The following is a 26,186-nucleotide window of genomic DNA, read 5'->3' on the forward strand; positions in this document are numbered from 1 at the left end:
AGATACCGGCGGCAACCGCCCCTTGATGCCGCCCCGATGCAGATTCTCCCCCAAACAATGACACGCCAGACGACAACACGCCCGCCGCGGCGCGGCCCGCGCCTGCGCCGTCTTCTCGCGCCGGCGTGGCCGGCCATCGCCGCCGTTGCCGTCGCCGGCTGCGCCGCCCTTGATGTGCAACTGAACCCGCTGCAACAGTTCTGGATGAACAGCGCCTACGAGAAGGCGGCGGAACTGAGCGCCGAGGGGCGCTACGCGCAGGCGGCGGAGACATTGTGGGACACCGCCGACGACCTGCCCTCGCCGCACCGCGAGCGCATGCAGATCAAAAGCGTGCGCGCGCTGATCAACGGGCAATACCTGCTGAACGCGCACCAGCGCCTCGCCGAAATCCGCGAGACCGGGCTGAAACCGTCCGAACTGCTGGAAAAACGCATCCTCGAGGCGGCCTTCCACCGGCAGACCGAGCAGCCCGCGAAAGTGCTGTCGCTGCTGTCGGAGGAACTGATCAGCGGCGGCGGCGCGGCGCTGAAGAGCGAGGCGCTTGACCTGCTGGCGGGCGCGCTGTTTGACGCCGGGCGCTACGCCGACAGCGTCGCCGTGCGCGTGCGCCGCGAAAGTCTGCTCGACGGCGAGGCCGCCGCCGACAACGCGATGCAACTGTGGGAGGCGCTGGTGCTCGCCGGCGGCGACGAGGTCGAGGAACAACTGGCCGGCAGCGACGACCGCAAACTGCGGGCGTGGCTTGAGCTGCACGCGCTGGTGGCGCCGCCCGGCATTGACCGCCCGGCGCTCGAAAGGGCCTACGCCGACTGGCGCCGCAAAAACAACTTCCTGGTCGTGCCCGACGCCGTCCGCGAGCAACTGCAAGCGCGCTGGAACTACCTTGATTTCCGCCCGCGCAACATCTCGCTGCTGCTGCCGCTGACCGGGCGCTACGCCCGCATCGGCAAGGCCATCCGCCGGGGTTTTCTCGACGCCCACGAGGCCGGCGGCGGCGGCCTTGATGTGCGCTTCCACAACACCGACCAGGAACGCGGCGCGACCGAACTCTACCGCGAGGCGATTGAACAGGGCGCCGAACTCGTCATCGGCCCGCTGCTGAAAGAGGCGGTGGACGAATTGCTCGGCGCCGCCAACCTCGGGGTGCCGCTGATTACGCTGAATTACCGCAGAGACCGGCGGTTGCAGCCGCAGGGCGAGTGGTTCCAGTTCGGCCTGCTGCCCGAGGACGACGCCGCGCAGGTGGCCGAGAAACTGCTCCAGAAAGACCACCGCCACATCCTCGCGCTGACCTCCGACGACGACTGGGGCGGGCGCCTCTACCGGCAATTCGCCGAACGCTACACCGAACTCGGCGGGCGCATCCAGGAGGCGCGGCGCTACAACATCAACATCCTTGATTACGCCAACACCGTGCAGGCGGCGCTGCAACTTGATGAAAGCCGCGCGCGCGGCGCCGCCGTCCAGCGCACGCTCGACGCCAAAGTCAATTTCACGCCGCGCATACGCGACGACATCAGCGCCGCGGTGCTGTTCGCAAACCACGAAAAGGCGGCGCTGATCTACCCGCTGCTGAAATACTATTACGCCGACGAACTGCCGGTGTACGCGACCTCGCATGTCTATGCGCCGGACCGCGAGAAAATCCTGCGCGAACTCGACGGCCTCATCTACTGCGACATCCCGTTCATGCTCGACGCCGACGCCGAGATACCGGACGAACACCCGCGCCTGTTCGCGCTCGGCGCCGACGCCTACCGCCTGGCCTGGTCCATCCGCCGGGTTGCCGGCGGCAACGCCAAAATCAGGGGCGCCACCGGCCTCATCTCGCTTGGCCGCGACCGCCGCCTCTACCGCCAACTGTCGTGGGCGCGCTTCGCCCGCGGCAAGCCGGTGCCGCTCGGCGAAGGCTGGTGACCGGCACTGTCGGCGGCGACCGCCGCGCCGCCGGGCGCGCGGCGGAAGACGCCGCGCTTGAGCACCTGCGCCGCAACGGCCTGAAACTGATCAAGCGCAACTACCTGTCGCGCTGCGGCGAGATTGACCTGATCATGCGCGACGGCGCCACGCTGGTCTTCATTGAAGTGCGCTACCGCGCGCGCAAAAGCCACGGCAACGCCGCCGAGACGGTGGACGGCCGCAAGCGCGCGAAACTGATCGCCACGGCGCAATCCTACCTGCAGCGCAGCCGCTGGCGCCACGCCTGCCGTTTTGATGTCGTCGCGCTGTCGGCGGACAGCGTGGACTGGATACGCGACGCCTTTCGCGGCGACTGAGACGCGCGCATACGCTATAATCAGCGCCGTGACAACGCCCGCGACCACGCCCGCTCCCCCCGCCGCCGACGCCGCCGCGCAAAACGACGCCGCGGCGGGCCGCGAGCGCGTGCGCGCGCTGTTCAACGCCAGCATCGAGGCCAAGCGCGAGGCGCTCGGCGCCGTCGAGGGCGCGATTGCCGAAGCCGCCGCGCTGATCGCGCAAAGCCTCGCCGACGGCGGCAAAATCCTCAGTTGCGGCAACGGCGGCTCCGCCGCCGACGCCCAGCATTTCGCCGCCGAGATGGTCAACCGCTTCGAGACCGAGCGCCCGGCGCTGGCCGCCGTCGCGCTGACAACCGACTCGTCCATCCTGACATCGGTCGCCAACGACGACGATTACTCAAGAATCTTCGCGCGCCAGGTCGAGGCGCTTGGCCGCGCCGGCGATGTGCTGCTGGCCATCAGCACCAGCGGCCAGTCGGGCAATGTCAACGCGGCCATCGCCTGCGCCCACGACCGCGGCCTGCGCGTCGTCGCGCTCGGCGGCAGGGACGGCGGCGCCATGGCGCAGGCGCTGAAAGACGGCGACATCGAGATTCGCGTGCCCGCCGCCTCGACCGCCAGAATCCAGGAAGTTCACCTGCTGACGCTGCACTGCCTGTGCGACCTGACCGACCGCCTGCTGGCCGGCGCGGCGCGCTGACGCGCGGCGCCGCGACCGCCGCCTGAAACATTGGCGCTGACCGCCGACTTCATCGAACGACTGCGACACGCCTGCGCGCCGCCGCGCGTGCTGACCGAAGCCGCCGAATGCTGGCCCTACGGCTACGACAACAGCCGCCTGCACGCGCCGCCCGGCGCCGTCGTCTTCCCCGAAAGCCATGACGAGACCGCCGCCGTCGTGCGCGCCTGCCGCGAACACCGCGTCGCGCTGACGCCGCGCGGACGCGGCACCGGCACCACCGGCGCCGCGGTGCCGCTGCGCGGCGGCGTCGTCGTCTCGTTCGAGCGCATGGACCGCATCCTTGAAATGGACGCCGCCAACCGCGCGCTGCGCGTGCAGCCGGGCGCCACCAACCGCGCGGTGCAGGAACACTGCGCCGGCGCCGGTCTGTTCTGGCCGCCGGATCCGGGCAGCGCCGACTACTGCACCGTCGGCGGCAACCTCGCGTGCAACGCCGCCGGCCCGCGCGCCGTCAAGTACGGCACGCCGCGCGAGAACACGCTGCGACTGAAGGCGGTGACCGGCGCAGGCGAAACGCTGCAAACCGGCGCGCTGACCAGCAAGAGCGTCGTCGGCCTCGACCTGACGCGGCTGCTGATTGGCTCGGAGGGGACGCTCGCGGTCATCACCGAGGCCGTCCTGAAACTGACGGTGCTGCCGCCGCGCAGGCGCACGATGCGCGCGCTCTACGACTCGGCGGAAGCCGCCGGCGAGGCGGTGTGCGCGATGATGTCGCAGCCGGCGGCGCCGTGCGCGCTTGAATTGATGGACGCCATCTGCCTCGACCTGCTGCGCGCGCACCGCGGCTGGGCGGCGCACCCGAAGGCGCGGGCGCTGCTGATGATCGAGGCCGACGGCGGCGACGACGCCGTGCGCGAGGCTGCGGCGGCGCTGCGCGGGGCCGCCCGCAACGGCGGCCTGATTGCGTTTGAGGAGGCGGCGACCGACGACGAAAGCGCGCGCCTGTGGCACGCGCGCAAGACGCTGTCGCCGGTGCTGAGAAATTTCAGGCCGTGCAAGATCAACGAGGATGTCGTCGTGCCGGTGGCGCGCATCGCCGACCTGCTGCGCCGCCTGCAAGAGATCGGCGGGCGCCACGCCGTCGCCATCGCCGCCTTCGGACACGCCGGCAACGGCAACCTGCATGTCAACATCCTGCACCACCCGTCCGAGGCGCGCGCCGCCGAAGACGCGCTGGCCGAAGTGTTCTCGACCGTCGTCGGCATGAACGGCTCGATTTCCGGCGAACACGGCATCGGCCTCGGCAAGCGCGATTTCGTTTCCCTTGAAGTGGATGCGGCGACGCTTGAAGTCATGCGCCGCGTGCGCGACGCGCTCGACCCCGACGACATCCTGAACAGCGGCAAGGCGCTGCCGCCGCGCTGAGTGTTCGCGCCGCGCGCCGGTTAGACGCCGCCGCGCTTCGGTTCAAACGCCGCCGCGCGCCGCTTCAGGCGCCGCCGACACTGAAGACGCGGTGTTCAAGGCACGGGAAACTGCGCCGCAGTTGGCGCTGGCGGTCGAAGTCCACCTCGGCCACCGCGACGCCCTCGCCGCCGGAGACGCCGGTGCGGACGACGCCCCAGCAGTCCACAATGCAACTGTGACCGTAGGTGCTCTTGCCGTTGGCGTGGCGCCCGGTCTGGTTGGCGGCGATGACGCAAACCTGGTTTTCTATCGCGCGCGCGCGCACCAGCGGATCCCAGTGCGCGGCGCCGGTCGCCGCGGTGAACGCCGACGGCATGGCGATGATGTCGGCGCCCATTTCGGTCAGCAGCCGGAACATCTCCGGGAAACGCAGGTCATAGCACACCGCAAGGCCGACGCGCCCGAACGGCGTGTCGGCGACGACGGCGTCGGCGCCCGGCTCGAAGGTGCCGGATTCGCGGTAACTCTGGCCGTCTTCCGGCAGATCCACATCAAACAGGTGTATCTTGCGGTAGGCGGCGACGGCGCCGCCGCCGGCGTCCACCAGCGGCGACAGCGCCCAGGCGCGGTCGCGGTCGGGCGATTCCACCGGCAGCGTGCCGCCGACCAGCCACACGCCGTGGCGCGCCGCCTGCTCCGACAGAAAATCCCGGATGGGGCCGCCGTCGGCGGCCTCGCGCACGCCGAGTTGGTCGCGCTGGCGCTCGCCGATAAACGCGAACATCTCCGGCAGCACAACCAGCGCCGCGCCCCGCGCCGCAGCCTCGGCGACGAGGCCGGCGGCGCGCTTCAGGTTGTCACGCAAGTCCGCCGACGAGGTCATCTGGATTGCGGCGCACGACAGCGTGCCACCGGCCCTTGTTTCGGCCCTCGTTTCAGTGCTCGTTTCAGTGCTCGTTTCGGTGTTCGTTTCCATCACAATGGCATGATAGCCCATTCCGGCGCCGCCGGCGCGGGCGCGGGAACAGGAACCGGCATGCGCGCCGGCGGCGTCATTCGCACCAGTCGGCGAGGCAGTCCGAGAATCTCTTCCACAACGGCCCCGGTTCGCCGGCGCCGACCCGGTTTCCGTCCAGCGTCGTCACCGGCACGATGCCGCGCGTTGAACTGGTCAGCCAGATTTCGTCGGCGGCGGCCAGTTCGGCGGCGGTGACGGTGCGCTGCTCGCAGCCGACGCCGCACACCGCCGCCATCTCGATGACGACGCCGCGCGTGATGCCGCTCAGCAGTTGCGGCCCTTCGGGCGGCGTCGCCAGCACGCCGGCGGCGGCGATGAACACATTGCTGGCGGCGCCTTCGGTGACGCAGCCGTCGCGCAGCAGAATCGCCTCCGATGCGCGGTAATCGCGCGCGCGGCGGCGCAGCAGCACATTCGGCAGCAGGCTGACCGACTTGATGTCGCAGCGACTCCAGCGCGTGTCGTCGGCGCTGATGGCGGCGACGCCGGCGGCGGCGTCATTCGGCGGCGGCGGCATCGTCATCGCAAACACCGTCGGCGCGGCGGCGGCGGCGATGACATGCTCCCTCGGCGCGACGCCGCGCGTGACCTGCAGATAAACGACGAGACTGGACAGGCCCGAACGCTCAATCAGCCCGTCCAGCACCTCGCGCCAGCGTTCGGGCGGATACGGGTCTTTTATTTCGGCGCGCTCAAGGCTGCGGGCGAGGCGGTTCATGTGCGCCTGGTAGCGGAACGGGCGGCGGCGCCAGACCGGCATCACCTCATAGACGCCGTCGCCGAACAGAAAGCCGCGGTCGAGCGGGCTGATGCAGCAGTCTTCGAGTTCGAGAAAACGACCGTCGTGGTAGGCGGTCATTCAAACAGCCGCATAAAGCCGTCGCTCAGGCGCCTGAAAAAGCCCCCTTCGGGCACCATTTCCAGCGCCGCCAGCGGCTCCTCCCGGAGCAGGCGGTCGGAGAAAAACGCCCGCGCCGCGCCCAGCGTCTGGTGGCGTCCGACCGGCGCGCTGACATCCTCGCGCACCGACAGTTCGGTGCGAACCTTGCCGCCGCTGACTTTCGGGTAGGTCACATAGAAGTCGTTCATCAGGCCGAGGTCGGCGTACTGGCGAAGCCCGCCCCAGACGCGCACCTGCGTCAGCGCCTGCGCCGACTCGAACAGGCGCGAGGTGCGGTAGAAACGAAAGCCGTAGCGCAGCAGTTCGGTGGTCTGCTGAAAGCGTTTGGCGTCGCCGGCGCTGCCGAGCACGACCGACACCAGGCGCATGTCGCCCTGCTTCGCCGACGCCGCAAGGCAATAGCCCGCGTCTTCGGTGTGGCCGGTCTTGAGGCCGTCCACGCCGAGGTCGCGCGCCTGCCACAGCAGTTTGTTGCGGTTGTGCTGGGTGATGCCGCCGTAGGTGAATTCGCGCTGCGCGTAGAGGCGGTAATGGTCGGGAAAATCGCGGATCATCGCGCGCGACAGCGTGGCGACATCAAGGGCGGTCATGTAATGGCCCTCTTCCGGCAGGCCGCTGACATTCCTGAAATTTGAACCCGAAAGTTTCAGCAGGTCGGCGGTCTCGTTCATCATGCCGACAAACGCCTCCTCGGTGCCGGCGATGTGCTCGGCCAGCGCGATGCTGGCGTCGTTGCCGGACTGCACGACCATGCCGGCCACCAGGTCGCGCAGCGCCACCTCCTTGCCGACCTCGACAAACATCCTTGAACCGCCGGTGCGCCACGCCTTCTCGCTGATTCGGACGCGGTCGTCCATCGCCACCAGTTGGTCGGCCAGCGCGCGGTACACGACATAGGCCGTCATCAGTTTGGTGATGCTGGCCGGCTCAAACGGCTCGCCGGCGTCTTTCTCGGCGAGAATCGCGCCGCTGTGGTAGTCCATCAGCAGGTAACTCTTGACCGGAAAGTCCGGCGCGCGCGGCGCCCAGTCGCCCGCCGCCGCAGCCGCCGCGCTCCACAGCAGCAGCGCGACGCCGCAACACCACGCCCAATGCCGTTTCATCGCGGCAGCACGATGTAGTTGTGGAAACCGCCGGTCTTCAGCAGTTTCTCGACGACCACCAGTTCCGGCGACGCATAAGGCCCGAGCCGCACGCGATAGACCGGGCGCGACGCGAAAGGCTGCGTCTTGTCCACGAACGGCTTGAGGTTGTGGCGCCGGATGAGGCTTGCGACCCTCGCCGCCCGGTGGCGGCTGGAATACGAGCCGACCTGAATGAAGGCGCCGGAGCGCACCGGCGTTTTCAGCACCTCGACCACGACCGGCACGACGCCGTCGTTCACCATGTCAATCCGGCGCGCGGCGGCGTAGGACAAATCAATAATCCGCTCCTTGCGAAAAGGCCCGCGGTCGTTGACGCGGACGACGACGCTTTTCCTGTTCTTCAGGTTGGTCACCTTCACATAGGACGGCAGCGGCAGCGTCCTGTGCGCCGCCGTCAGTTTGTTCATGTCGAAAATCTCCTGGCTGGAGGTCGGGCGCCCGTTGAAACGCCCGCCGTACCACGACGCCTCGCCGCTCTCGCGGTGGCCGACCGGGCGCGGGCGCACCCAGTAGCGCCGGCCCTTGACGACATATGAACTGAGCGCGTCGCCCGGCCCGGCGTCGGCGGGCGCGGGAATGCCGCGCGCGCGTTTGGCGCGACCGGCGCGCGGTTTCTCGATCAGGTCGTCGGGCACGGCGAGCGGCTGCGGCTGGCGCACGCCGCCGCAGCCGCCCAGCAGCGACACCGCGACCACGGCGGCGACCGCCATCGCCGCCGCGCGCGCGGACGCGCGCGCGACCGGGACCGGGTTTGCTGTGGCTGCGTTTCGCATGAAAATTCGTTGGCTACTGTTCAGCGGGCCGGTACGCGCCGTGAATCATCTGCGCCAATTGATGGACGGCCAGCGCGTAGCGGCGGCTCGTATTATAGCGCGTGAGCACGAAAAAGTTCTGGTAGCCGACCCAGGTCTTGCGGCGCCCGTCCTCGTGCTGGAAATCAAACAGCGAGAACTTCTCCTCGCGCGGCATGAAGCCGCCCATGCGGATGCCGCGCACATCAAGGTCGGAGGCCGAAAGCCACGGCTGCATCTTGCGGTTCAGCAGCGGTTCGTAGTCGCCCTCGGGCGCCGCCACATATTCGCCGAGCGGCGCGCGACCGCGCCAGCCGTGGCGCACCAGAAAATTGGCGACGCTGCCGATGGCGTCCGCCGGGCTGTCCCACAAATCGCGCGCGCCGTCGCCGTCGAAGTCCACCGCATAGGCGCGGTAACTGCTCGGGATGAACTGACCGAGGCCCATGGCGCCGGCGTACGAACCGCGCACTTCGGCGCAATCCATCTTCTCCTCGCGGCACAGCAGCAGAAATTCGGTCAATTCGCGCAGGAAAAAGCGCGAACGGCGCGGGTAATCAAAGCCCAGCGTCACCAGCGTGTCGAACACCGGAAAGCCCCCGGTGATGCGCCCGTAGTAGGTCTCGACGCCGATGATCGCGAGGATAATCTCCGCCGGCACGCCGAAGCGCCGCGATGCCCGCTCCAGCGTCTCGCGGTGCTCGCGCCAGTAGCGCGTGCCGGCGCGCACCCGTTTGCGGGTCAGGAAGATGTCGCGGTAGGCGTGCCACGGCTTCGCCTCCGCCGGGCGGTCCATCGCCTCGATGGCGTCTTCGCGTTTCTCGACATCGCGGAACAGTTGCTCAAGCGCGTCGCGCTCGAACGAATAACGCGAGACCAGTTCGCCGATGTAGAGCTGCACCCGTTCGCGCTCGTGGTACGGCTGCGCCGCCGCCGGCGCGGCCAAGGCCGACACCGCGGCAAGCGCCGCGAACGCCGCGGCGCGGGTTGCGGTGGTGATGAAACTTCTCATCCGGAATTCAATGTCACTGGGGCACGGGGGGCACAGGGGCACGGGAAGGGGGCAAATTGACAGGTTGCCCGGCGCTTGTCAACCGCCCTACACAATCCCCCTTCTCATCATCGGGCGGTAGGTGGAAATCGCCATCAGGATGCCGAACGAGGCCAGCAGCGTCGCCGCCGAGGTGCCGCCGTAACTCAGCAGCGGCAGCGGCACGCCGACGACCGGCAGCAGGCCGCTGACCATCGCCAGGTTGACCAGCACATAGACCGCGAACGAGAAAGTCAAACTGCCGGCCAGCAGGCGGCTGAACTGGTCCGCCGCCGACACCGCGATCATCATACCGCGCACGACGATGCCGAGATAAACCGCGAGCAGCACGCAAACGCCCATGAAGCCGAATTCCTCGGCGAACACCGCGAACACGAAGTCGGTCGAGCGCTCCGGCACGAAGCCGAGATGCCCCTGGGTGCCGTTCATCCAGCCCTTGCCCCAGAGGCCGCCGCCGCCGATCGCTATCTTCGACTGGATGATGTGGTAGCCGGCGCCCAGCGGGTCGCTTTGCGGGTCGAGAAACACCAGCACGCGCTGGCGCTGGTATTCGCGCAGCGCGTTCCATATAAAAGGCGCCGCGCCCAGCGCGCCGGCCAGTATCAGCACAATCCAGCGGTAGTGCAGGCCGGCCAGGAAGATGACGAACAGCCCGGAAACCGCGACCAGAAAGGCGGTGCCGAGGTCCGGCTGCAACAGAATCAGCGCCGCCGGCAGCGCCAGCAGCACAAACGCAATCGCCGTCCTTGAAAAACCGGGGCGGGCGGCGACGCTGCCGGCCAGCAGCGCGCACAACAGCATCGGCGTCGCGATTTTCAGCAGTTCCGACGGCTGGAAACGCACCAGCCGGATGTCGAGCCAGCGCTGCGCGCCCTTGATGACCTCGCCGGCGAAAAGCACCAGCAGCAACAGCACGAGGCCGCCTGCGTACAGCGCCGGCACCCAGCGGCGCCAGGCGTGCACCGGCACCGTCGCCAACGCGAACATCAGCGCGAAGCCGATCAGCAGCCGAACCAGTTGGCGCTCGATTAGTTCGGCGTCGCCGCCCGCCGAACTGACCAGCGTCATCACGCCGATGAGCGCCAGCGCCAGCAGCAGAAACAGCAGCGGGTAGTCCACCCGCACCAGGCGGAGCAGCCGCGCAAGATGGTATGCGCGCGCCATCAGCCGGAAGCGTGCAGCGAGAATTGCGCGCGCAGCAGGCCGAAATACACATCGAGCAGCCTGCGCGCAATCGGCGCCGCGGTGCGGGCGCCGCTGCCGCCGTGCTCGACGACGACGGCGACGGCGATTTCCGGGTTGTCAATCGGCGCGAAGGCAATGAACATCGCGTGGTCTTCCAGTTCGCTGCCGGGTTCGTGCTCCTCTTTCTCGGCGAGGCCGTAGCGGACATCCTCCTTGATCTCCCTGACCTGCACGGTGCCGGTCTTGCCGGCGGCGACATAGTCCATGCCGCGGCTGATGCGGTAGGCGGTGCCGTTGGGGCTGTGGATGACCGCATTCATCGCGTCAATCACATAGTCCCAGTGTTCGGGCGGGCTGGCGATGACGCGCTTGCGCTCGGCCACCGGCAGCGGCTTCCACAGGCCGGTGTCGGACTGGCGCACCGCCTTGACCAACCTCGGCACGACGCGCTCGCCGCGGTTCGCCAGCGTCGCCGCCATCGCCGCCATCTGCAGCGGCGTCGCCAGCATGTAGCCCTGGCCGATGCCGGCGATGATCGTCTCCGCCGGGAACCACGACTGCCCCAGTGCCTCGCGCTTCCACTGCGGCGACGGCACGATGCCGGCCAACTCGGCGGTGGTGTCCACGCCGGTCGGGCTGCCGAGGCCGAAGTCCTCGAGAAACAGCGCCAGCCGGTTGATGCCGAGGCGGTGCGCGGTGTCATAGAAGAACACATCGCACGACTGGACGATGGCTGTGTTCATGTTGATCCAGCCGTGCCCCTCCTCGCGCCAGTCGTGGTAGCGGCGCGAGTAGCCGGGCAACTGGTAATACGGGCCGGCGAATATCTTGCGCTGCATGTCGCCGACGCGGTTGTGCAGCGCGGCCAGCGCCACCATCGGCTTGATGATCGAGCCGGGCGGGTACTGCCCCGACACCGCGCGGTTGAAGAACGGCTTGTCGGGGCTGTTCAGCAGGTGGCGGTAGCGCTCGCGCGAAAAACTGCCGGAGAACAGGTTCGGGTCGAAGGACGGCTTGCTGACCAGCGTCAGCACATCGCCGCTGCGCGGGTCGAGGGCGACGACGGCGCCGTCGTAGTCGCCGAGCGCCGAATACGCCTGCTCCTGCAGCGCCGTGTCGATTGTCAGCATCACATCGCTGCCCGGGCGCGGCTTGCTGCCGCCGATGGTGCGAATCAGGTGGCCGCCGGCGTTGACCTCGACGCGGCGAAACCCGGGCAGGCCGTGGAGTTCGCGCTCGTAGTGGTTCTCGATGCCGGTCTTGCCGACATGGCGGGCGCCGCGGTAGCGGCGCTGGTCGAGGGCCGCCAGGTCGTCGCGGCTGATGGCGCCGACATAGCCGATGGCGTGCGCGAACAACTCGTCGTAGGGGTAGTGGCGCACGAGGCGCCCGACGACATCGGCGCCGCGCAGGTGGTGGCGTAGCACCGCGAAACGCGCGACTTCCTCCTCGCTCAGGCGCGTGCGCAACTCGATGCTGCGCGTGAAGCCGCCGGCGCGCAGCATCTTGCGAAAGCGCCGCAGGTCGTCTTCGCCGACCTCGACGACAGCGCGCACCTGGCGCAGCAGCGCATCCATGTCGGCGACCAGCGACGGCGTGATCTCAAGGCTGTACACCGTGCGGTTGTCGGCCAGCAGCAGCCCGCTGCGGTCGTAAATCAGGCCGCGCGGCGGCGGCGACGGAATCAGGCTGAGCCGGTTTTCGTCCGACAGCGTGCGGTAGTGGCCGTGTTCGGTCACCTGCAGCGTGAACAGGTGAAACGCCAGCGCCGCCACCAGCGCCAGCATCACCAGCGCGGCGACCCGCGTGCGCTTCAGAAACAGCAACTGGCGCGCGCGTTCGCTCACGCCGGGGCGCCCTCCTCCGCGGCGCCGGTGCAGCGCCGCACGCTGTCGAGAATCTCGGCGCGGGTCTTGTCGGCGCCGAGCCAGCCCTCAACCTTGACCCACTTGCCCGGCTCGAGTTTCTTGTAGTGCTCGAAGAAATGCACCATCTGGTCCACCAGGTTGGCGGGCAGTTGCGCGACGGTCTCAACCTCGTCGTAGCCGCCGTTCATGCCGCGCACCGGAAGTGCTACGATTTTCAGGTCGCGGCCCGATTCGTCGCTCATGTCGAGCGCATCAATCGGGCGGCACGGCAGCACGCAGCCGACCGCGACCGGCACCGGCGTGACGACGAGGACATCCAGCGGGTCGCCGTCTTCCGACAGCGTGTTCGGCACAAAGCCGTAGTTCGCCGGATAGTACATCGGCACATTGATGAAACGGTCCACCAGCACCGCGCCGCTTTTCTTGTCCACCTCGTACTTGACGGGCGCGGCGTGCGCCGGAATCTCGATGACGACATTCAGGACATCGGGAACCGGGTCACCGGGCGGCAGTCGGTCCAGGTGCACGCCGTCACTCCTCGGCGCCGCCGACGGCGTCGTCCACCATCTTCTGCAACTCGCCGCTGGCGGCCAGTTCCAGCGTGATGTCGCAGCCGCCGACCAGTTCGCCGTTGATGTACACCTGCGGAAAGGTCGGCCAGTCGGCGTAACCCGGCAGACTCTCGAAAATCTCGTGGTCGAGCAGCACATTGACATAGACGAACTTGTGCCCGCACTGCTTCAGCGCCTCCGCCGCGCGGCTCGAAAACCCGCACTGCGGCAACTGCGGCGTCCCTTTCATGTAGATGACAACCGGATTGCCCTCCACCTGCCTTTTGATGCGCTCCATGACATCCATTTCAGCCTCCTTTGTTCTCTCGGCAAATAAAGAATAATTTACCACAACGGCAAGCCGAGGGGCAATTCCAGGCAAGTCCGCGGCATTGGGCGCCGCCGCCGGCGCGTTCGGCCCCGTTGCGCTGATGATGCCCGGCGTTCTCGCCTCACCGCTACTGTCGGCATCACCACTGCGTTGCCGCCGCATACCCTGACCTTCGCGCAGGCGCAGTTTGGCGCGCAAAGAGAGCCTATTCCAGGTCGAAAGCATACCGGGAAAGGTCGCTTCTTTGGCCACCCTGCAATCTGAGTTCAAAGTTTCCTTCAGCAACAAATATTCGCACATGCCACCGGAGAATCTGGTTTGTGTCTTTGTCATATGCTGGATTCAGTTTTTCCTTGATTTCACTGAATTCCTTGATAGAAAGCGCAATCGCCCCGGTTTGCCCCTCCATCCCAAAAAGAAGATAGCCCTTGTCCGCATTCTGAAGAAAGTCAACAACCTTCTTTCTAGGACCAAACCAAAAAAATTGGTTTCCTTTTTCTTCGTACAATTTTGAGATGTAACAGCCAACACAAATTGTTTTCGACTCATTGTAAAATGTCGCTTCACTCCTTTTAAGCAATGTCACATTCTCCCTGTCCTGGAAAGCAATGAGAACTTTTTCTCTCAACCCGGGTGTTTTTTCTCTTTTCTCTTCAGCCTTAACGTCTTTCCCTGTCTCTCGCCGGATAGTTTTCGGTTTTGTAAACGCCTTAATCTCGACTATCGGAAATATCTGGCATGCCTTTTCCAGGAAATTTCTTGTGTCAGCCTCGTCTGCCTTTGAAATGTGCGGCTTATTTGATTGGTTGTCATTGTCAAGATCGCATCGGTTGATTTCCTCCGCTTTTTCTATCAGATACGACTCCATCCATTTGAAAGGATTCGCCATAATTAATGCCTCCCTTGAAATTAATCGTTGCATTTTACCACACTACGTCTCTCCATCCCCGCTTGGGTCGCCTGTCACCATCAGTCTGCCACACTCAGAATATCGCCGGCGACAGGCGTCTGCGTTGTCATCGCGTTTCAGCAGCGAGGGCGCAGTGCAACACCATCCACCGAATGACCCTCATTTTTTCAGAAGCAGCAAAACAAGCCCGATGATTTTCTCCTTTTCTTTCGGGTCGGATTCGGCAATCAGCAGGGTCAGCGCGGTCAGGGTTTGTGCGGTTATTTTTTCCTGAAAGCGCAGTTTCGCTTTTTGCAGAAACCAGACAAAGGCAAACGCCCCGGCGCGCTTGTTGCCGTCGTTGAACGGGTGATTTTTGACGGTGAAGTAGAGCAAATGGGCGGCTTTTTCCTCTATGCTCGGATACGCTTCTTTGCCGAAGGCGGATTGAAAGACATTGCCCAGGATTGCGTTCAGACTTTCCCCGCTTTTTTCCTGCGCGAACAGTTCGGTGGCTTCGCCTTTTCTCATCAGTTCCGCCTTGAAAGCGGCGATGTCGGCATACAGGTCCCGCGCCTGCACTGTGAGCGTCTTTCTGGTCAGCCCCTTTTGCGGAAACTGCTGTTTGTCGTAGGCGTCCAGCGAGAACCATGTCCCGGCAAAGGCGCCGACCAGTTCCAGAACATCGGCGTTCGCCAGTTTGTCGTTTCCGGCGGAAAGCGTTTTGATGTCGGCCACCGCGCGCATGAACTTCCGGTAATTTCCGCTGATGCGTTTTTTGTTTATCGTGTAGCCGTCCAGCAGATGCTGTTTGAGGGTTTTGGTCGCCCAGATGCGAAATTGCGTGGCTTGCCGGGAGTCCACCCGGTAGCCGACGGAGAGAATCATGTCCAGATTGTAGTATTCAACCTGATAGGTTTTTCCATCGGTGGCAGTTGTTGCAATTTTTGCAACAACTGAATGTTGCTCCAATTCTCCCGCCTTGAATATATTTTTGATATGCCGCGAAATAACCGACTTGTCGCGGCCAAACAACTCGGCGATTTGATTGAGATTCCCCCAAATGGTGTCACGCTCAAGGTCCCCGCGGAACTCGATTTTCCCACTTTTTGCCTGGTAAATAACGGCTTGCTTTTGTGCCTTGTTTTTCATCTGCCCGGGTGCCAGATCAGGCGGATGGGTAAAGTGTCTTCTTCTTTACTCATGGTCATCCCCGCCGACAGAGTATATCGCCAGTGGCCAACAATGGGGAAACCAGTGTTTTCCCGGCGCATTCCGGCCTTTGGGGCTCTTGTCTGGCGGCGGCTACACTGACAGATTGAATCCACAACATCGCACGACTTCCCCGCCCAGCCAGAACCCCTTCTGTTTTCGGGCTTTTCCGCAAATTTAGAGGAAAGACTAAAATTTGGCGGGTATGCTGAATTTACAGCACTGTATCATGCAAGCCGCGATGAAAAACAACCTGTCCCGTCCCGAACAAATCACCCGCCAGGTGCGCGCCTGGTGTCGTGAACTGGGTTTTGACGGCGTCGGTTTCGCGCACACGCGGCTGGAGAAATACGAGGCGCGGCTGATGGAGTGGCTTGGCGACGGGATGCACGGCGAGATGCATTACATGGCCGCGCACGGCGACAAGCGCAGCCGTCCGGCGCAACTGGTGGAAGGAACCGTCAGCGTTATCTCGGTGCGGATGAACTACCTGACCGACGCCGCCGACCCGTGGCGGGTGCTGGAGCAGCCGCGCCTCGGTTATGTGTCGCGTTACGCGCTCGGGCGCGACTACCACAAACTGATGCGCAAGCGGCTTCAGGCGCTGGCGACGCGGATGGAGCGCGCGTTCGGGCCGTTCGGCTACCGCGCCTTCGTGGACAGCGCGCCGGTGCTGGAAAAGCCGCTGGCCGAGCAGGCCGGCCTCGGCTGGATTGGCAAGCACACCAATTTGATTGACCGCGCATCCGGCTCGTGGTTTTTTCTCGGCGAACTCTACACGACGCTGCCGCTACCGCCCTCGACGCCGCAAAGCGACCACTGCGGGCGCTGCCGGCGCTGCCTTGACATCTGCCCGACGCAGGCCATCGTCGCGCCGTACCGGCTGGACGCGCGGCGCTGCATTTCGTACCTGACCATCGAACTGAAAGGCTCCATCCCGGTCGAATTGCGCCCGCTGATGGGCAACCGCATCTACGGCTGCGACGACTGCCAGTTGGTGTGTCCGTGGAACCGCTTCGCGCGCCTTTCCGGCGAGAGCGACTTCCGCCCGCGCCGCGGCCTCGACGGCGCCGCGCTGCTGGAGTTGTTCGCCTGGGACGAGCGGCAGTTCAGGCGCAAACTGGCCGGTTCGCCGATTCGCCGCATCGGACACGAACGCTGGCAGAGAAACATCGCCGTCGCCCTCGGCAACAACGATTATTCACGCGACATCGCCGCCGCGCTGGAAAAGAAACGCGACGACCCGTCCGCGCTGGTGCGCGAACATGTGCGCTGGGCGCTGAACGAGATGGAGCGGAAGCGCGGCGCGCGCAGCGCTCAGCCGCCCCACTCGCGGTAGCGGCGCGCCAGACCCCGCGTTGAGGCGTCGCCGCCGACATCGGCGCCGGATTGCAGTGCGCGGTGGATGCCGCGCGCCAGCGTCTTACCGGCCTCGACGCCGGACTGGTCGAACGGGTTGATGTTCCAGACGACGCTTTGCGTGAACACCTTGTGCTCGTACAGCGCAATCAGCGCACCCAATGTGCGCGGCGTCAGGCGGCGCAGCATCAGCGCGTTGACCGGGCGGTCGCCGGCGTGGCGGCGCCACGGTTCGGACGCCTCGACGCCGTGCATCAGCAGATGCGACTGCGCCAGAAAGTTCGCGCACGGCCACGCATCCGCCGCCGCCGGGCGCGCGCTGATGATGAAGTCCGCCGGCACCAGGCGCGTGCCCTGGTGCAGCAACTGGTAAAAAGCGTGCTGGCCCTCAAGCGCGTTGCCGCCCCACACGACCGGCGCGCTGTCGCGCGCCAGCGCCCGCCCCTGGCGGTCCACCGACTTGCCGTTGCTTTCCATTTCAAGTTGCTGCAAATACGCCGGCAGCAGCGCCAGTTCGTCGTCGTACGGCAGCACCGCGCGGCTTTGCGCGCCGTGGAAATTGACATACCAGACATCGAGCAGCGCCAGAATGACCGGCGCGTTGGCCTCCGGCGGCGCCTGTTCAAAATGCCGGTCCATGCAGTGCGCGCCGGCCAGCATCTCGTCGAATGCGTCCATGCCGGCGTGGATTGCAAACGGCAAGCCGGCGGCGGCGCACAGCGAGTAGCGCCCGCCGACCCATTGCGGCAGCGGCAAGTGGTGTTCGGGCGCGATGCCGAAACGCCGCACCTCGCCGGCGTTGGCCGACACCGCAATGAACTGTCCGCGCGCAACACCGCCGAGCCAGTCCGCGGCGCGGCGCGCGCTGTGCAATGTCTCGGGTGTCGTGAACGACTTGGAGACGACGATAAACAATGTCCGCGCAGGGTCGAGTGACGGCAACAGGCGTTCCAGTTCGCCGGCGGCGGACACGAAGTGCACTCGTGGTGCGCCGTTGGGCGGTGCGTTGTGAGGCGGCGTGCCGCCGGGCGGCGCTTCGGCGAAGGCGCGCGCCGCCATCAGCGGGCCGAGGTGCGAGCCGCCGATGCCGATGCTGACGACATCGCACACCGCAGCGCCGCCCGCGCCGCGCCACTCGCCGCAGCGCAGCGCGTCGCTGATTTCTCTCATGCGCGAACGCACATCGGCGACCTCGCGCATCACATCGCACCCGGCGACCGTCAGCGGCGCGTCCAGCGGGCGCCGCAGCGCGGTGTGCAGCGCCGGACGCTGCTCGGTGGCATTGACCTCGCCGCCCGACAGCAACCGCGCCCGCCACTCGTCAAAGCGGGCGGCGCGCAACAAATCAAACAGCAGGCGCAGCGTCTCGCCGGTGACCCGGTTTTTGGAGTAGTCCAGGAACAGATCGCAGCATTCCAGCGAGTAGTTGTCAAAACGCGCCGGGTCGGCGTCGAACAAATCGCGGATGCACGCATCGCCCGCGCCGTCGCGGTGCGCGCGCAACGCATCCCAGCAAACCGCTGATTGATTGGTCATGCCTGCCTTGTCCGCCTGTTCCACAAATCGTTCAGACGATTATATCGGAAAGCCGGCAAACCCCTTGTGTGCGTCATTCATTCCCGCTCCAGCCCGGCCGGATTCGCCGGAATACTTGACTTTTTCGGCAAGTATATGTTATCATTCCGCAGTCGGGAGTTACCACTTTAACCATGTAAAGGAGACCATTGTGATGAGCAAACAAGAGCACAAATTGCCTGATGGCCGGTCAATGAGCCAAATGACCGCCGCGGAAGCGGAAGAGCATGAGCACGCCCGCGCCGTCGTACAAGAAAACGCCTCGCTGGCCGAGGAGGAACTCGACAAAATACACGGCGGCCTGACTTTCCGCGAGACGAAATGGGATCGGTTCCGTTTGTGGAACTACGCGTTCTGGAACGGCGAATTGGACGTCATGTCGGACCTCATGCAGGGCAAGCCGTTGAGCGAAATCTCCTGGAGGCCGTGATCGCGACATAAGCCAATGAGGGCACGGTAAATCCTTCCGCGCCCTCAATTCACCGCCCCACCCCGTCTATCACCGCCGCAGAGGTGCAAAAACTGCACCGGTGCGGCCCATTTCCCCCAGTCTTTCCCGCCTGCTAAAATGGCGGCACGCAAAACATTGCCGGCAAACGGGCGGGTCGGGCGCCCGGAGGCGAACGGCAGATGAACGACACGCCAACGACAGGAGACTTGCCATGAAAAAACAACGCTTCACACCCACCGCGCCCGGCACATCACGGCGGTCGTTTTTGCGCGGCGCTGCCGCCGCGGGCGTTGCCGCCGCAGCCGGGCCGTGGATTGTCAGCCCGCGCGCGCTGGCGTCGTCGGGGGAACTGAATATCCTGATGTGGTCCGACTACCTGCCGCCGGATTTTCTGGAGGCGTTCACCGGCGAGACCGGCATCAGGGTTCGCTACACCGGCATCGGCTCCAACGAGGAAATCATCAACAAGATGAAAGCGACACGCGGGCGCGGCGTGGACATCTGCTCGCCGACCAACCTGCGCTCGGGGCAGTGGGTGAACCTCGATTTGCTGCAACCGTTCGACTACGCCCGCATCGGCAACCTGAAAAATGTCAACAAGGCGATGCTGAAGGTCGGCGACAACGAGTGGAACTTCAACGGCAGGGGTTCGCACTGGCTGCCGCACATCTGGGGCACCGAGGCCGTCGGCTGGCGCGCCGATTTGTGGGCGCCCGAGGACGACCTGCCGAGTTACGGCGACATCTGGCAGCCCGAAGTGCGCGGCAAGACGATGTGCCGCCCGCACTCGGGAATGCTCGGCGCCGGCCTCTACATGGAGACCATCGGCGAACTGGAGCCGGGCGACATCTGGAGAGCCTACCGCGGCGAGGATGTGATGCGCCCGATCTGGTCGAAGATTACCGACTGGTGCATCGCGCGCAAGGCGCAGATCAAACTGTTCTGGAACGACGCCGACAGCCAGAAAAACGGCCTGCTGAACGACGGCGTCGTCGTCGGGCAGACCTGGGACGGCCCGGTGCTGGCGCTGAAAACGCAGGGCGAGCCGGTCGCCTACCGCGCGCCGAAGGAAGGCGCGCTCGCGTGGGTGGACGGCATGGCGCTGTCGGCTGCGGCGGAGAACACCGACGAGGCCTACGCATTCATTGACTTCTGCTTCCGGCCCGAACCGGCGGGCAAGGCGATAGACAAGCACGGCTACAACTCGGCGGTGGCCGGCGCCGACCGCCACGCCGGCGATGTGTACAAGAAGAACTTTGACGACGCCTACCCCGGCGACGCGCTGTCCAACCTGAACCCGTGGCCGCTGGAACCGCAGTGGTACGCCGATGTTCGCACCGAGTACCGAAACAAGTTCGTCAACGCCTGAGTGACGGCGCCGTGGCCGTGCCCCCGCCCGCGACCGGCAGCGCAAAACCCCGATGACCTCGGAAGTCGCGCTGGAGAATGTGTGGATACGCTTCGGCGACTTTGTCGCCGCGCGTGACATCAACATCACGATACGCGCGGGCGAGTTTTTCAGTTTTCTCGGGCCTTCGGGCTGCGGCAAGACCACGCTGCTGCGGGCGGTGTCGGGCTTTCTCGAGCCGAGCGAGGGGCGCGTGCTGATTGGCGGCGCCGACATGGCCGGCATCGGCCCGAACAAGCGCCCGACGGCGCTGATCTTCCAGAACCTCGCGCTGTTTCCGCTGATGTCGGTGTGGGAGAACATCACCTTCGCGCTCGAGGTGCGCGGCGTCGGCGCGGCGCGGCGTCGCAAGCGCGCCGACGAACTGCTGGAATTGATCGCGCTGCCCGGGCAGGGCGACAAGACGGTCGGCGAGTTGTCCGGCGGCCAGCGCCAGCGCGTCGCCGTCGCGCGCGCGCTGGCGGCGGAGCCGGAGGTGCTGCTGCTGGACGAGCCGCTGTCGGCGCTCGACCTGAAACTGCGCCAGCACATGCGCACCGAACTGCGCGACATTCAGCGGCGCGTCGGCATCACTTTCATCTACATCACCCACGACCAGGGCGAGGCGCTGACGATGTCCGACAACATCGCGGTGATGCGCGAGGGCGTCATCGAGCAGGTCGCCGACGGCAACACCCTCTACGACAGGCCGGACACCGCCTTCGTCGCGTCGTTCGTCGGCGAGAACAACCTGTTTCGCGGTCGGGTCGGCGCGGTGGAACGCGGCGCCGTCACGGTGGAAACCCCGGTCGGCGCGCTGCGCGCGCGTTCCGCAAGCGGCGGCGCGCTCGCCGTCGGCGACGATGCGTTCGTGTTCATCCGCCCGGAGTCGCTCCGGTTCGACGACGCGATGACAATGGAAAACCGCATTGACGCGCGGATTCAGCGGCGGGAATTCGAGGGCAGTTTCTGGCAGGTGTTCTTCGACGCCGGCGGCGGCGAGCAGCAACTGAAACTGTCCATGGTCAACGACGGCGCCGCCGTCGCCCGCCGCCCCGGCCAGCGGGTGACGCTCGGCTTTGCGGCGGAACTGGCGGTGGCCACCCCCGCCGGCCCGCTCGCCGCCGGGTAACCGCCGCGCGCACGCGAGTTGACGATGACGCTTGTGCGCCACCTGCGCGAATTCCACCGCCGCAACGGCGCCGGCCTGTCGGTGTTTCTGCTCGGCGCGACGGGCTTCTGGATATTGTTCATGATCGTGCTGCCGCAGTTGTTCATGGTGGACTTCTCGTTTCGCGCCAATGTGCCGCCGCCGAAATGGGGCACGCCGGAGCACCACTACACGCTGGAGCACTACCGCTACATGATTTACGGCGGCGGCGGCGAAGGCTCGTTCAATGTCATTGATTTGCAGGTGTTCTTCAAGACCATCGCCGCGGCGATTCTCGTCACGCTGTTCGACGCGGCGCTGTGCTACCCCATCGCCTGGTATCTGGCGCAGGTCGCGCGCGGCGGCTGGGCGCGGCTGATGGTGCTGGCGCTGGTCGTGCCGTTCTGGATCAACGAGATTCTGCGCGCCTTCGCGTTCCACATCCTGTTCGGCGCGAGCGGCGTGCTCAACCGTGGGCTGATGGCCGCCGGCGTTCTCGACGAACCGTACGACTTCGTGCGCGAAGACATCGCCCTCTACGCCGGCCTCGGCTACGCCTTCATCCTGCTGATGATCTTCCCCATCTACAACGCCATCGAAAGCCTCGACAAAAACCAGGTCGAGGCGGCGCGCGACCTCGGCGCGCCGTGGTGGCGCATTCACTGGCGCGTCGTCATTCCCCACGCCAGGCCCGGCATCACATCCGGCTGCACGATGGTGTTCATGCTCACGGCGGGCGCGCTGGCCGCGCCGCAGATACTCGGCGGGCCGGGCAGCCTGTGGTTCACGCAGATTATCTACCAGGCCTTCAACCAGGCCGGCAACTGGGCGCGCGGCTCGGCCTACGCGATCATCCTGCTGGTGTCGTGCATCGTGCTGGTGCTGGCGCTGATGAAGGCGTTCAAGGTGCGCCTCGGCGAGATTGCGAGATGACGGCGTTGCTGACAGCCGCCGCCGCGCGCGGGCCGGCGGCGCGCATCGGCCTGGCGCTGTTTGTCGCGCTCTTTTTCGCCTACCTGTTCGGGCCGCTGGTGCTGATGGGCATGACCGCGTTCAACAGTTCGGCCTTTCCGCGAGTGTCGCCGTGGGAGTGTTTCTCGGTCGAGTGGTTCGAGGTGCTGGCCGCCGACAAGGCGCTGATGGAGGGCCTGCGCAACAGCGTCGTCATCGGCCTCGGCGTGGTCGCGCTGGCGGTGCCGACCGGCCTCGCCGGCGCGCTGATGCTGATGCAGATCGGCGAGCGCGCGCGCCCGTGGTATTACACCGTGGTCATCTCCCCCATCCTGATTCCCGGCGTGGTGCTCGGCATTTCAACGCTTCTGTTCTGGGATCGCATCGGCGCGATGTTCGGCGCCGGCCACAAGACCTTTTTCTACGACGGCGTGTTTCTGACCGTCATCGGCCAGGCGACCTTCATCTCGGCGTACTGCATGCTGGTGTTCATCTCGCGCTTGCAGCGCTTTGATCCGGTGCTGCACGAGGCGGCGCTGGATCTCGGCGCGACGCCTGTGCAGGCTTTTCGCAGGGTGCTGCTGCCGTTTCTGAAGCCTGCCATCGCCTCCGCCGCGGTGCTGGCGTTTCTCGCGTCGTTTGAGAACTACAACACCACCGTGTTCACGATTGTCTCCGAGAGCACGCTGACAACGGTGCTGGCGGGCAAGGTTCGCTACGGCATCAACCCCTCAATCAGCGCGCTGGCGGTGGTGGTTGTCGCCGTCACGCTGTTCTTTGCGGCGGTGTTCGAGGTGGTCCGGCGGCGCGGGCGAAGGGCCGCCGCCGAATCGGAAAAAACCGCGCGCAACCCGCCGCGTCGTTCGCGCACGCGCAAGAAACCGCTGCTGCTGGAGCCGGCGCTGCTGTTGATTCTGGTCGTGTTTGTCGCGGGCATCGGCACCGCGTGGTTCGCGGGCAGCGTCGGCCTGGAGGAATGCAAGGCCGCGGTGCTGGAGGAAAAACGCCGCGACGCCGAAGAGCGCGTGCGCACATTCCAGCAGCGCCGCATGTTCCGCCGCGCCGCGCCGGCAACGGATTAACAATCCGCCCGTTTTGCTGTACAATGGCCCCCTGCACTTTCCCCCAACCACCATGCGACCGGAACAAATCAAAGCCGATCGCCGCTTGCGTACGCGCGTCAAAATTCTGGGCAGCCTGCTGGGCGATGTCATCAAGGAACAAAGCGGCGAACCCGTGTTCAGCGCCGTCGAAAGACTGCGCCGCGGGTTCGTGTCGCTGCGAAAAGCCGACAACCGCAAAAAGCGCGACCGCCTGCTGAAGTACATCGCCGGCCTCGACCTGGAGACGCTGAACTGGGTCATCCGCGGCTTCTCGATGTATTTCAGCCTGGTCAATGTGGCCGAGGAAATCGCGCGCCACCACCGCTTCAGCCAGGCCGCGCTGAACCCCGGACAGGGGAGCGCGCGCGGCGGCGGCTCCATCGAGGGCGCGCTGACGGCGCTGCGCGACAACGGCGTCAGCGGCGAGGAATTGCAGGCACTGCTGAACCGGCTGAGCTACATCCCGGTGTTCACCGCGCACCCGACCGAGGCTAGGCGGCGCACCATCATGCACCTGCTGGACGGCATCCTGAACACCGTGCGCGAACTGGAGACGCAGCGCGACAGCGCGTCGAAGGACATTATCATCGGCAAACTGAAGGGGCAGATACAGGTGCTGTGGAAAACCGACGAGATGCGCCTCAACAAGCCGACGGTCGAGGCCGAGGTCAGGAACGGACTGTATTACTTCAAGGCGTCGCTGTTTGAGGCGGTGCCGCAAACCTACCGCAACCTGGAGGCCGCCGCCGCCCGCATCTACCCGGACGACGACATCACGGTGCCGAGTTTCATCCGCTTCGGCTCGTGGATCGGCGGCGACCGCGACGGCAACCCGTATGTGACGCCCGAGGTCACGCGCAAGACGGTGCGGGTGCAGGCGGAGGAGGTGATCGGCGAATACGACCGGCGCCTCGACGAACTGACCGGCATACTGGCGCACTCCAACAACCTGGTCGAGGTCTCGGAGAACTTCATCCTGCTGCAGGAGCGCGACCGCCCGATTGCGCGCCTCGCCTTCGAGGGCGCCGACACCGACTTCACCAAGGAGCCGTACCGCCGCAAGATTTCCGTCATGCGCTACCGGCTGAAGCAAACGCTCGGGCGCATCCGCGCGGGCGGCGACGGCGAACACGCCTACCGCAGCGTGCACGAATTTCTCGACGACCTGCGCTCGATTGACGAATCACTGCGCCACCACGGCGACGACCGCGTCGCCGACGCCGAACTGCGCGACCTGACACGCCTGGTCGAGACCTTCGGCTTTCATCTGGCGCGGCTCGATGTGCGCGAGGTATCCACGCGGCACGCGCTGGCCGTCGCCGAAATCGCGCGCCAGTGGAACTGCGAAAACTACGCCGGCCTGTCCGACGAGGAACGCACCGCCTTCCTGACCGAAAAACTGCAAGCGCCGGCACTGCCGCCGCTCAACGACGACCAACTCGGCGACGACGCGCGGCGCGTTGTCGAGGTGTTTCACTGCGTCGCGCAGATTCACCGCGAAGTCGGGCGCAACGCGATTGGGCGTTATGTCATCTCAATGACGCGCCATGCGAACGATGTGCTTGAAGTCATGCTGCTCGCCAGGCTGGCCGGGCTGGTCGGCCCCGGCGACGGCGGCGCCAGCGGCAACGGCGGCAACGGCAACGGCGGCGGTGCGTTCTGCCACTTGCAGCCGTCGCCGCTGTTCGAGACGATAGACGACCTCGACGGCGTCCGGCAGACGCTGGAAGACCTGTTCACCAACCCCGCCTACAAGGCGCTGCTGGCGGCGTCCGGCAACCTGCAGGAAATCATGCTCGGCTATTCCGACTCGTGCAAGGACGGCGGCATTCTGGCCTCGACCTGGGGGCTTTACCAGGCGCAGAAAGGCATCACCAGCCTGGCGGTCAAGCACAATGTCGTGTGCCGCCTGTTCCACGGGCGCGGCGGCACGGTCGGGCGCGGCGGCGGCCCGACCTACCGCGCCATCACATCGCAGCCGCCCGGCACCGTGCACGGACAGATCAAGATTACCGAACAGGGCGAGGTGCTTTCGTTCAAATACAGTTACAGGGAAACCGCGAGTTACCAGCTCTCAACCTCGATTTCCGGGCTGCTCGAAGCCAGCCAGCACCTGGCGATGGCGCACCGCCTGGACCTGAAGTCAAAGCCGAAGGACGAACAGGCCCATCTCGAGATCATGACCGAACTTGCGCACCTCGGCGAACGCAGTTACCGCGAACTGATTGACGAGACCGACGGCCTGCTCGACTACTTCTACGAGGCCACGCCGGTGCTTGAAATCGGCGAGATGAGCATCGGCTCGCGCCCGACGCACCGGCGCGGCGGCGACCGCTCGCGCCAGTCCATCCGCGCGATTCCGTGGGTGTTCGGCTGGTCGCTGTCGCGCCACACGCTGCCGGCGTGGTACGGCCTCGGCACCGCGCTGGAAAGTTACGCCGGCGCCGCGCCCGGCAACTTCGACAAACTGCAATCGCTCTACGACAACTGGCCGTTCTTCCACAACCTGATGGAGAATGTGCAGATGGCGCTGTCAAAAGCCAACATGGCGACCGCGCACGAATACGCCGGCCTTTGCAGCGACCGGGAAACCGCCGACGCAATCTACCGCCGCATCGAGGCCGAGTACCGCAAGACGGTGGCCTTCGTCCTCAAAATCAGCCGCTGCGAACAACTGCTTGCAAACCAGGGAACGCTGATGCTGTCGCTGCAAAGACGCGACCCGTACCTCGACCCGCTGAACCACATCCAGTTGTCGCTGATTCGCCGCTACCGCTCCGCCTACCTGAAACAACGCGCCGACGACGAAACCACCGCCCCCATGGAAAACGAACCCCTGTCCCTGGTCCTGCGCTCCATCAGCGCCATCGCCATCGGCATGAGAAACACCGGCTGACAAAGCCGGTCAGCAAAGT

The 26,186-nt window shown here is 65.8% G+C and carries 23 protein-coding genes and 2 pseudogenes; 12 read left to right on the forward strand and 13 right to left on the reverse strand.

Features of this window, described 5'->3' with window-relative positions; genetic code table 11:
• Positions 1–57 precede the first annotated feature (57 nt).
• The 4 genes from OXU50_04315 to OXU50_04330 all read left to right on the forward strand — a co-directional run bounded on the left by OXU50_04315 (position 58) and on the right by OXU50_04330 (position 4,371).
• On the forward strand, positions 58–1,920 hold the full coding sequence (locus OXU50_04315; GenBank protein ID MDD9869101.1) for a penicillin-binding protein activator: 1,863 nt from the start codon (positions 58–60) through the stop codon (positions 1,918–1,920).
• Positions 1,917–2,279: a YraN family protein gene (locus OXU50_04320; GenBank protein MDD9869102.1), complete on the forward strand. Its 363-nt coding sequence runs from the start codon at positions 1,917–1,919 to the stop codon at positions 2,277–2,279. Before OXU50_04315 ends, OXU50_04320 begins: the two co-directional genes overlap by 4 nt.
• A gap of 109 nt (positions 2,280–2,388) precedes the next feature.
• A complete protein-coding gene (locus tag OXU50_04325) occupies positions 2,389–2,964 on the forward strand; it encodes a phosphoheptose isomerase (GenBank protein ID MDD9869103.1) in 576 nt (191 codons plus the stop codon).
• Positions 2,965–2,994: 30 nt separating this feature from the next.
• Positions 2,995–4,371 carry an FAD-binding protein gene (locus OXU50_04330; GenBank protein ID MDD9869104.1) on the forward strand — a complete coding sequence of 459 codons (1,377 nt, stop codon included), beginning with the start codon at positions 2,995–2,997 and terminating at the stop codon, positions 4,369–4,371.
• Positions 4,372–4,435: 64 nt separating this feature from the next.
• Here the strand turns inward: OXU50_04330 and OXU50_04335 are convergent, their stop codons facing one another.
• The 12 genes and pseudogenes from OXU50_04335 to OXU50_04390 all read right to left on the reverse strand — a co-directional run bounded on the left by OXU50_04335 (position 4,436) and on the right by OXU50_04390 (position 15,235).
• Positions 4,436–5,236: a carbon-nitrogen hydrolase family protein gene (locus OXU50_04335; protein ID MDD9869105.1), complete on the reverse strand. Its 801-nt coding sequence runs from the start codon at positions 5,234–5,236 to the stop codon at positions 4,436–4,438.
• 169 nt (positions 5,237–5,405) lie between these two features.
• Entirely contained in the window at positions 5,406–6,230 is an 825-nt protein-coding gene (locus OXU50_04340; protein MDD9869106.1) for an aminotransferase class IV, read from the reverse strand.
• Positions 6,227–7,375, reverse strand: coding sequence for a D-alanyl-D-alanine carboxypeptidase (locus OXU50_04345; protein ID MDD9869107.1), 1,149 nt, complete (start codon positions 7,373–7,375; stop codon positions 6,227–6,229). Before OXU50_04345 ends, OXU50_04340 begins: the two co-directional genes overlap by 4 nt.
• Positions 7,372–7,641: an SPOR domain-containing protein gene (locus tag OXU50_04350; protein ID MDD9869108.1), complete on the reverse strand. Its 270-nt coding sequence runs from the start codon at positions 7,639–7,641 to the stop codon at positions 7,372–7,374. The genes OXU50_04345 and OXU50_04350 overlap by 4 nt, the downstream gene beginning before the upstream one ends.
• A pseudogene (locus tag OXU50_04355) lies at positions 7,624–7,902 on the reverse strand (septal ring lytic transglycosylase RlpA family protein). The gene OXU50_04350 and the pseudogene OXU50_04355 overlap by 18 nt, the downstream one beginning before the upstream one ends.
• Before the next feature lie 301 nt (positions 7,903–8,203).
• Positions 8,204–9,220: a lytic murein transglycosylase B gene (gene mltB, locus OXU50_04360; protein ID MDD9869109.1), complete on the reverse strand. Its 1,017-nt coding sequence runs from the start codon at positions 9,218–9,220 to the stop codon at positions 8,204–8,206.
• Between the two features lie 87 nt (positions 9,221–9,307).
• Complete coding sequence (rodA, locus tag OXU50_04365; protein MDD9869110.1) at positions 9,308–10,423, reverse strand: rod shape-determining protein RodA; 1,116 nt, start codon at positions 10,421–10,423, stop codon at positions 9,308–9,310.
• A complete protein-coding gene (gene mrdA / locus OXU50_04370) occupies positions 10,423–12,291 on the reverse strand; it encodes a penicillin-binding protein 2 (protein MDD9869111.1) in 1,869 nt (622 codons plus the stop codon). Before mrdA ends, rodA begins: the two co-directional genes overlap by 1 nt.
• The gene (gene ppa, locus OXU50_04375) at positions 12,288–12,839 is read right to left on the reverse strand and encodes an inorganic diphosphatase (protein MDD9869112.1); all 552 of its coding nucleotides are present in this window, start codon (positions 12,837–12,839) and stop codon (positions 12,288–12,290) included. The genes mrdA and ppa overlap by 4 nt, the downstream gene beginning before the upstream one ends.
• Positions 12,840–12,843: 4 nt before the next feature.
• Positions 12,844–13,170: a Grx4 family monothiol glutaredoxin gene (gene grxD / locus OXU50_04380; protein ID MDD9869113.1), complete on the reverse strand. Its 327-nt coding sequence runs from the start codon at positions 13,168–13,170 to the stop codon at positions 12,844–12,846.
• Between the two features lie 229 nt (positions 13,171–13,399).
• Positions 13,400–14,116 carry a hypothetical protein gene (locus tag OXU50_04385; GenBank protein ID MDD9869114.1) on the reverse strand — a complete coding sequence of 239 codons (717 nt, stop codon included), beginning with the start codon at positions 14,114–14,116 and terminating at the stop codon, positions 13,400–13,402.
• A gap of 147 nt (positions 14,117–14,263) precedes the next feature.
• Positions 14,264–15,235: a virulence protein RhuM/Fic/DOC family protein gene (locus OXU50_04390; GenBank protein ID MDD9869115.1), complete on the reverse strand. Its 972-nt coding sequence runs from the start codon at positions 15,233–15,235 to the stop codon at positions 14,264–14,266.
• Positions 15,236–15,536: 301 nt separating this feature from the next.
• On the opposite strand from OXU50_04390, the gene queG reads away from it, so the two are divergent.
• Positions 15,537–16,634, forward strand: a complete 1,098-nt coding sequence (queG, locus tag OXU50_04395; protein MDD9869116.1) for a tRNA epoxyqueuosine(34) reductase QueG — start codon at positions 15,537–15,539, stop codon at positions 16,632–16,634.
• Here the strand turns inward: queG and pgi are convergent.
• Complete coding sequence (pgi, locus tag OXU50_04400; GenBank protein ID MDD9869117.1) at positions 16,613–18,190, reverse strand: glucose-6-phosphate isomerase; 1,578 nt, start codon at positions 18,188–18,190, stop codon at positions 16,613–16,615. The genes queG and pgi overlap by 22 nt on opposite strands.
• Positions 18,191–18,383: 193 nt before the next feature.
• On the opposite strand from pgi, the gene OXU50_04405 reads away from it, so the two are divergent.
• The 7 genes and pseudogenes from OXU50_04405 (at position 18,384) to ppc (ending at position 26,167) form a co-directional block, all read left to right on the forward strand.
• Positions 18,384–18,659: a hypothetical protein gene (locus OXU50_04405; GenBank protein ID MDD9869118.1), complete on the forward strand. Its 276-nt coding sequence runs from the start codon at positions 18,384–18,386 to the stop codon at positions 18,657–18,659.
• A gap of 232 nt (positions 18,660–18,891) precedes the next feature.
• On the forward strand, positions 18,892–20,049 hold the full coding sequence (locus OXU50_04410) for an extracellular solute-binding protein (GenBank protein ID MDD9869119.1): 1,158 nt from the start codon (positions 18,892–18,894) through the stop codon (positions 20,047–20,049).
• Between the two features lie 52 nt (positions 20,050–20,101).
• Positions 20,102–20,599 (forward strand): annotated as a pseudogene (locus OXU50_04415) (ATP-binding cassette domain-containing protein).
• Between the two features lie 123 nt (positions 20,600–20,722).
• Positions 20,723–21,199, forward strand: a complete 477-nt coding sequence (locus OXU50_04420) for a TOBE domain-containing protein (protein ID MDD9869120.1) — start codon at positions 20,723–20,725, stop codon at positions 21,197–21,199.
• Between the two features lie 24 nt (positions 21,200–21,223).
• Positions 21,224–22,150, forward strand: coding sequence for an ABC transporter permease (locus tag OXU50_04425; GenBank protein MDD9869121.1), 927 nt, complete (start codon positions 21,224–21,226; stop codon positions 22,148–22,150).
• A complete protein-coding gene (locus tag OXU50_04430; GenBank protein ID MDD9869122.1) occupies positions 22,147–23,250 on the forward strand; it encodes an ABC transporter permease in 1,104 nt (367 codons plus the stop codon). Before OXU50_04425 ends, OXU50_04430 begins: the two co-directional genes overlap by 4 nt.
• 52 nt (positions 23,251–23,302) lie before the next feature.
• Entirely contained in the window at positions 23,303–26,167 is a 2,865-nt protein-coding gene (ppc, locus tag OXU50_04435) for a phosphoenolpyruvate carboxylase (GenBank protein MDD9869123.1), read from the forward strand.
• Positions 26,168–26,186: the final 19 nt, after the last annotated feature.

The organism is Gammaproteobacteria bacterium, from assembly GCA_028817225.1.
Taxonomy (GTDB): domain Bacteria; phylum Pseudomonadota; class Gammaproteobacteria; order Poriferisulfidales; family Oxydemutatoraceae; genus Oxydemutator.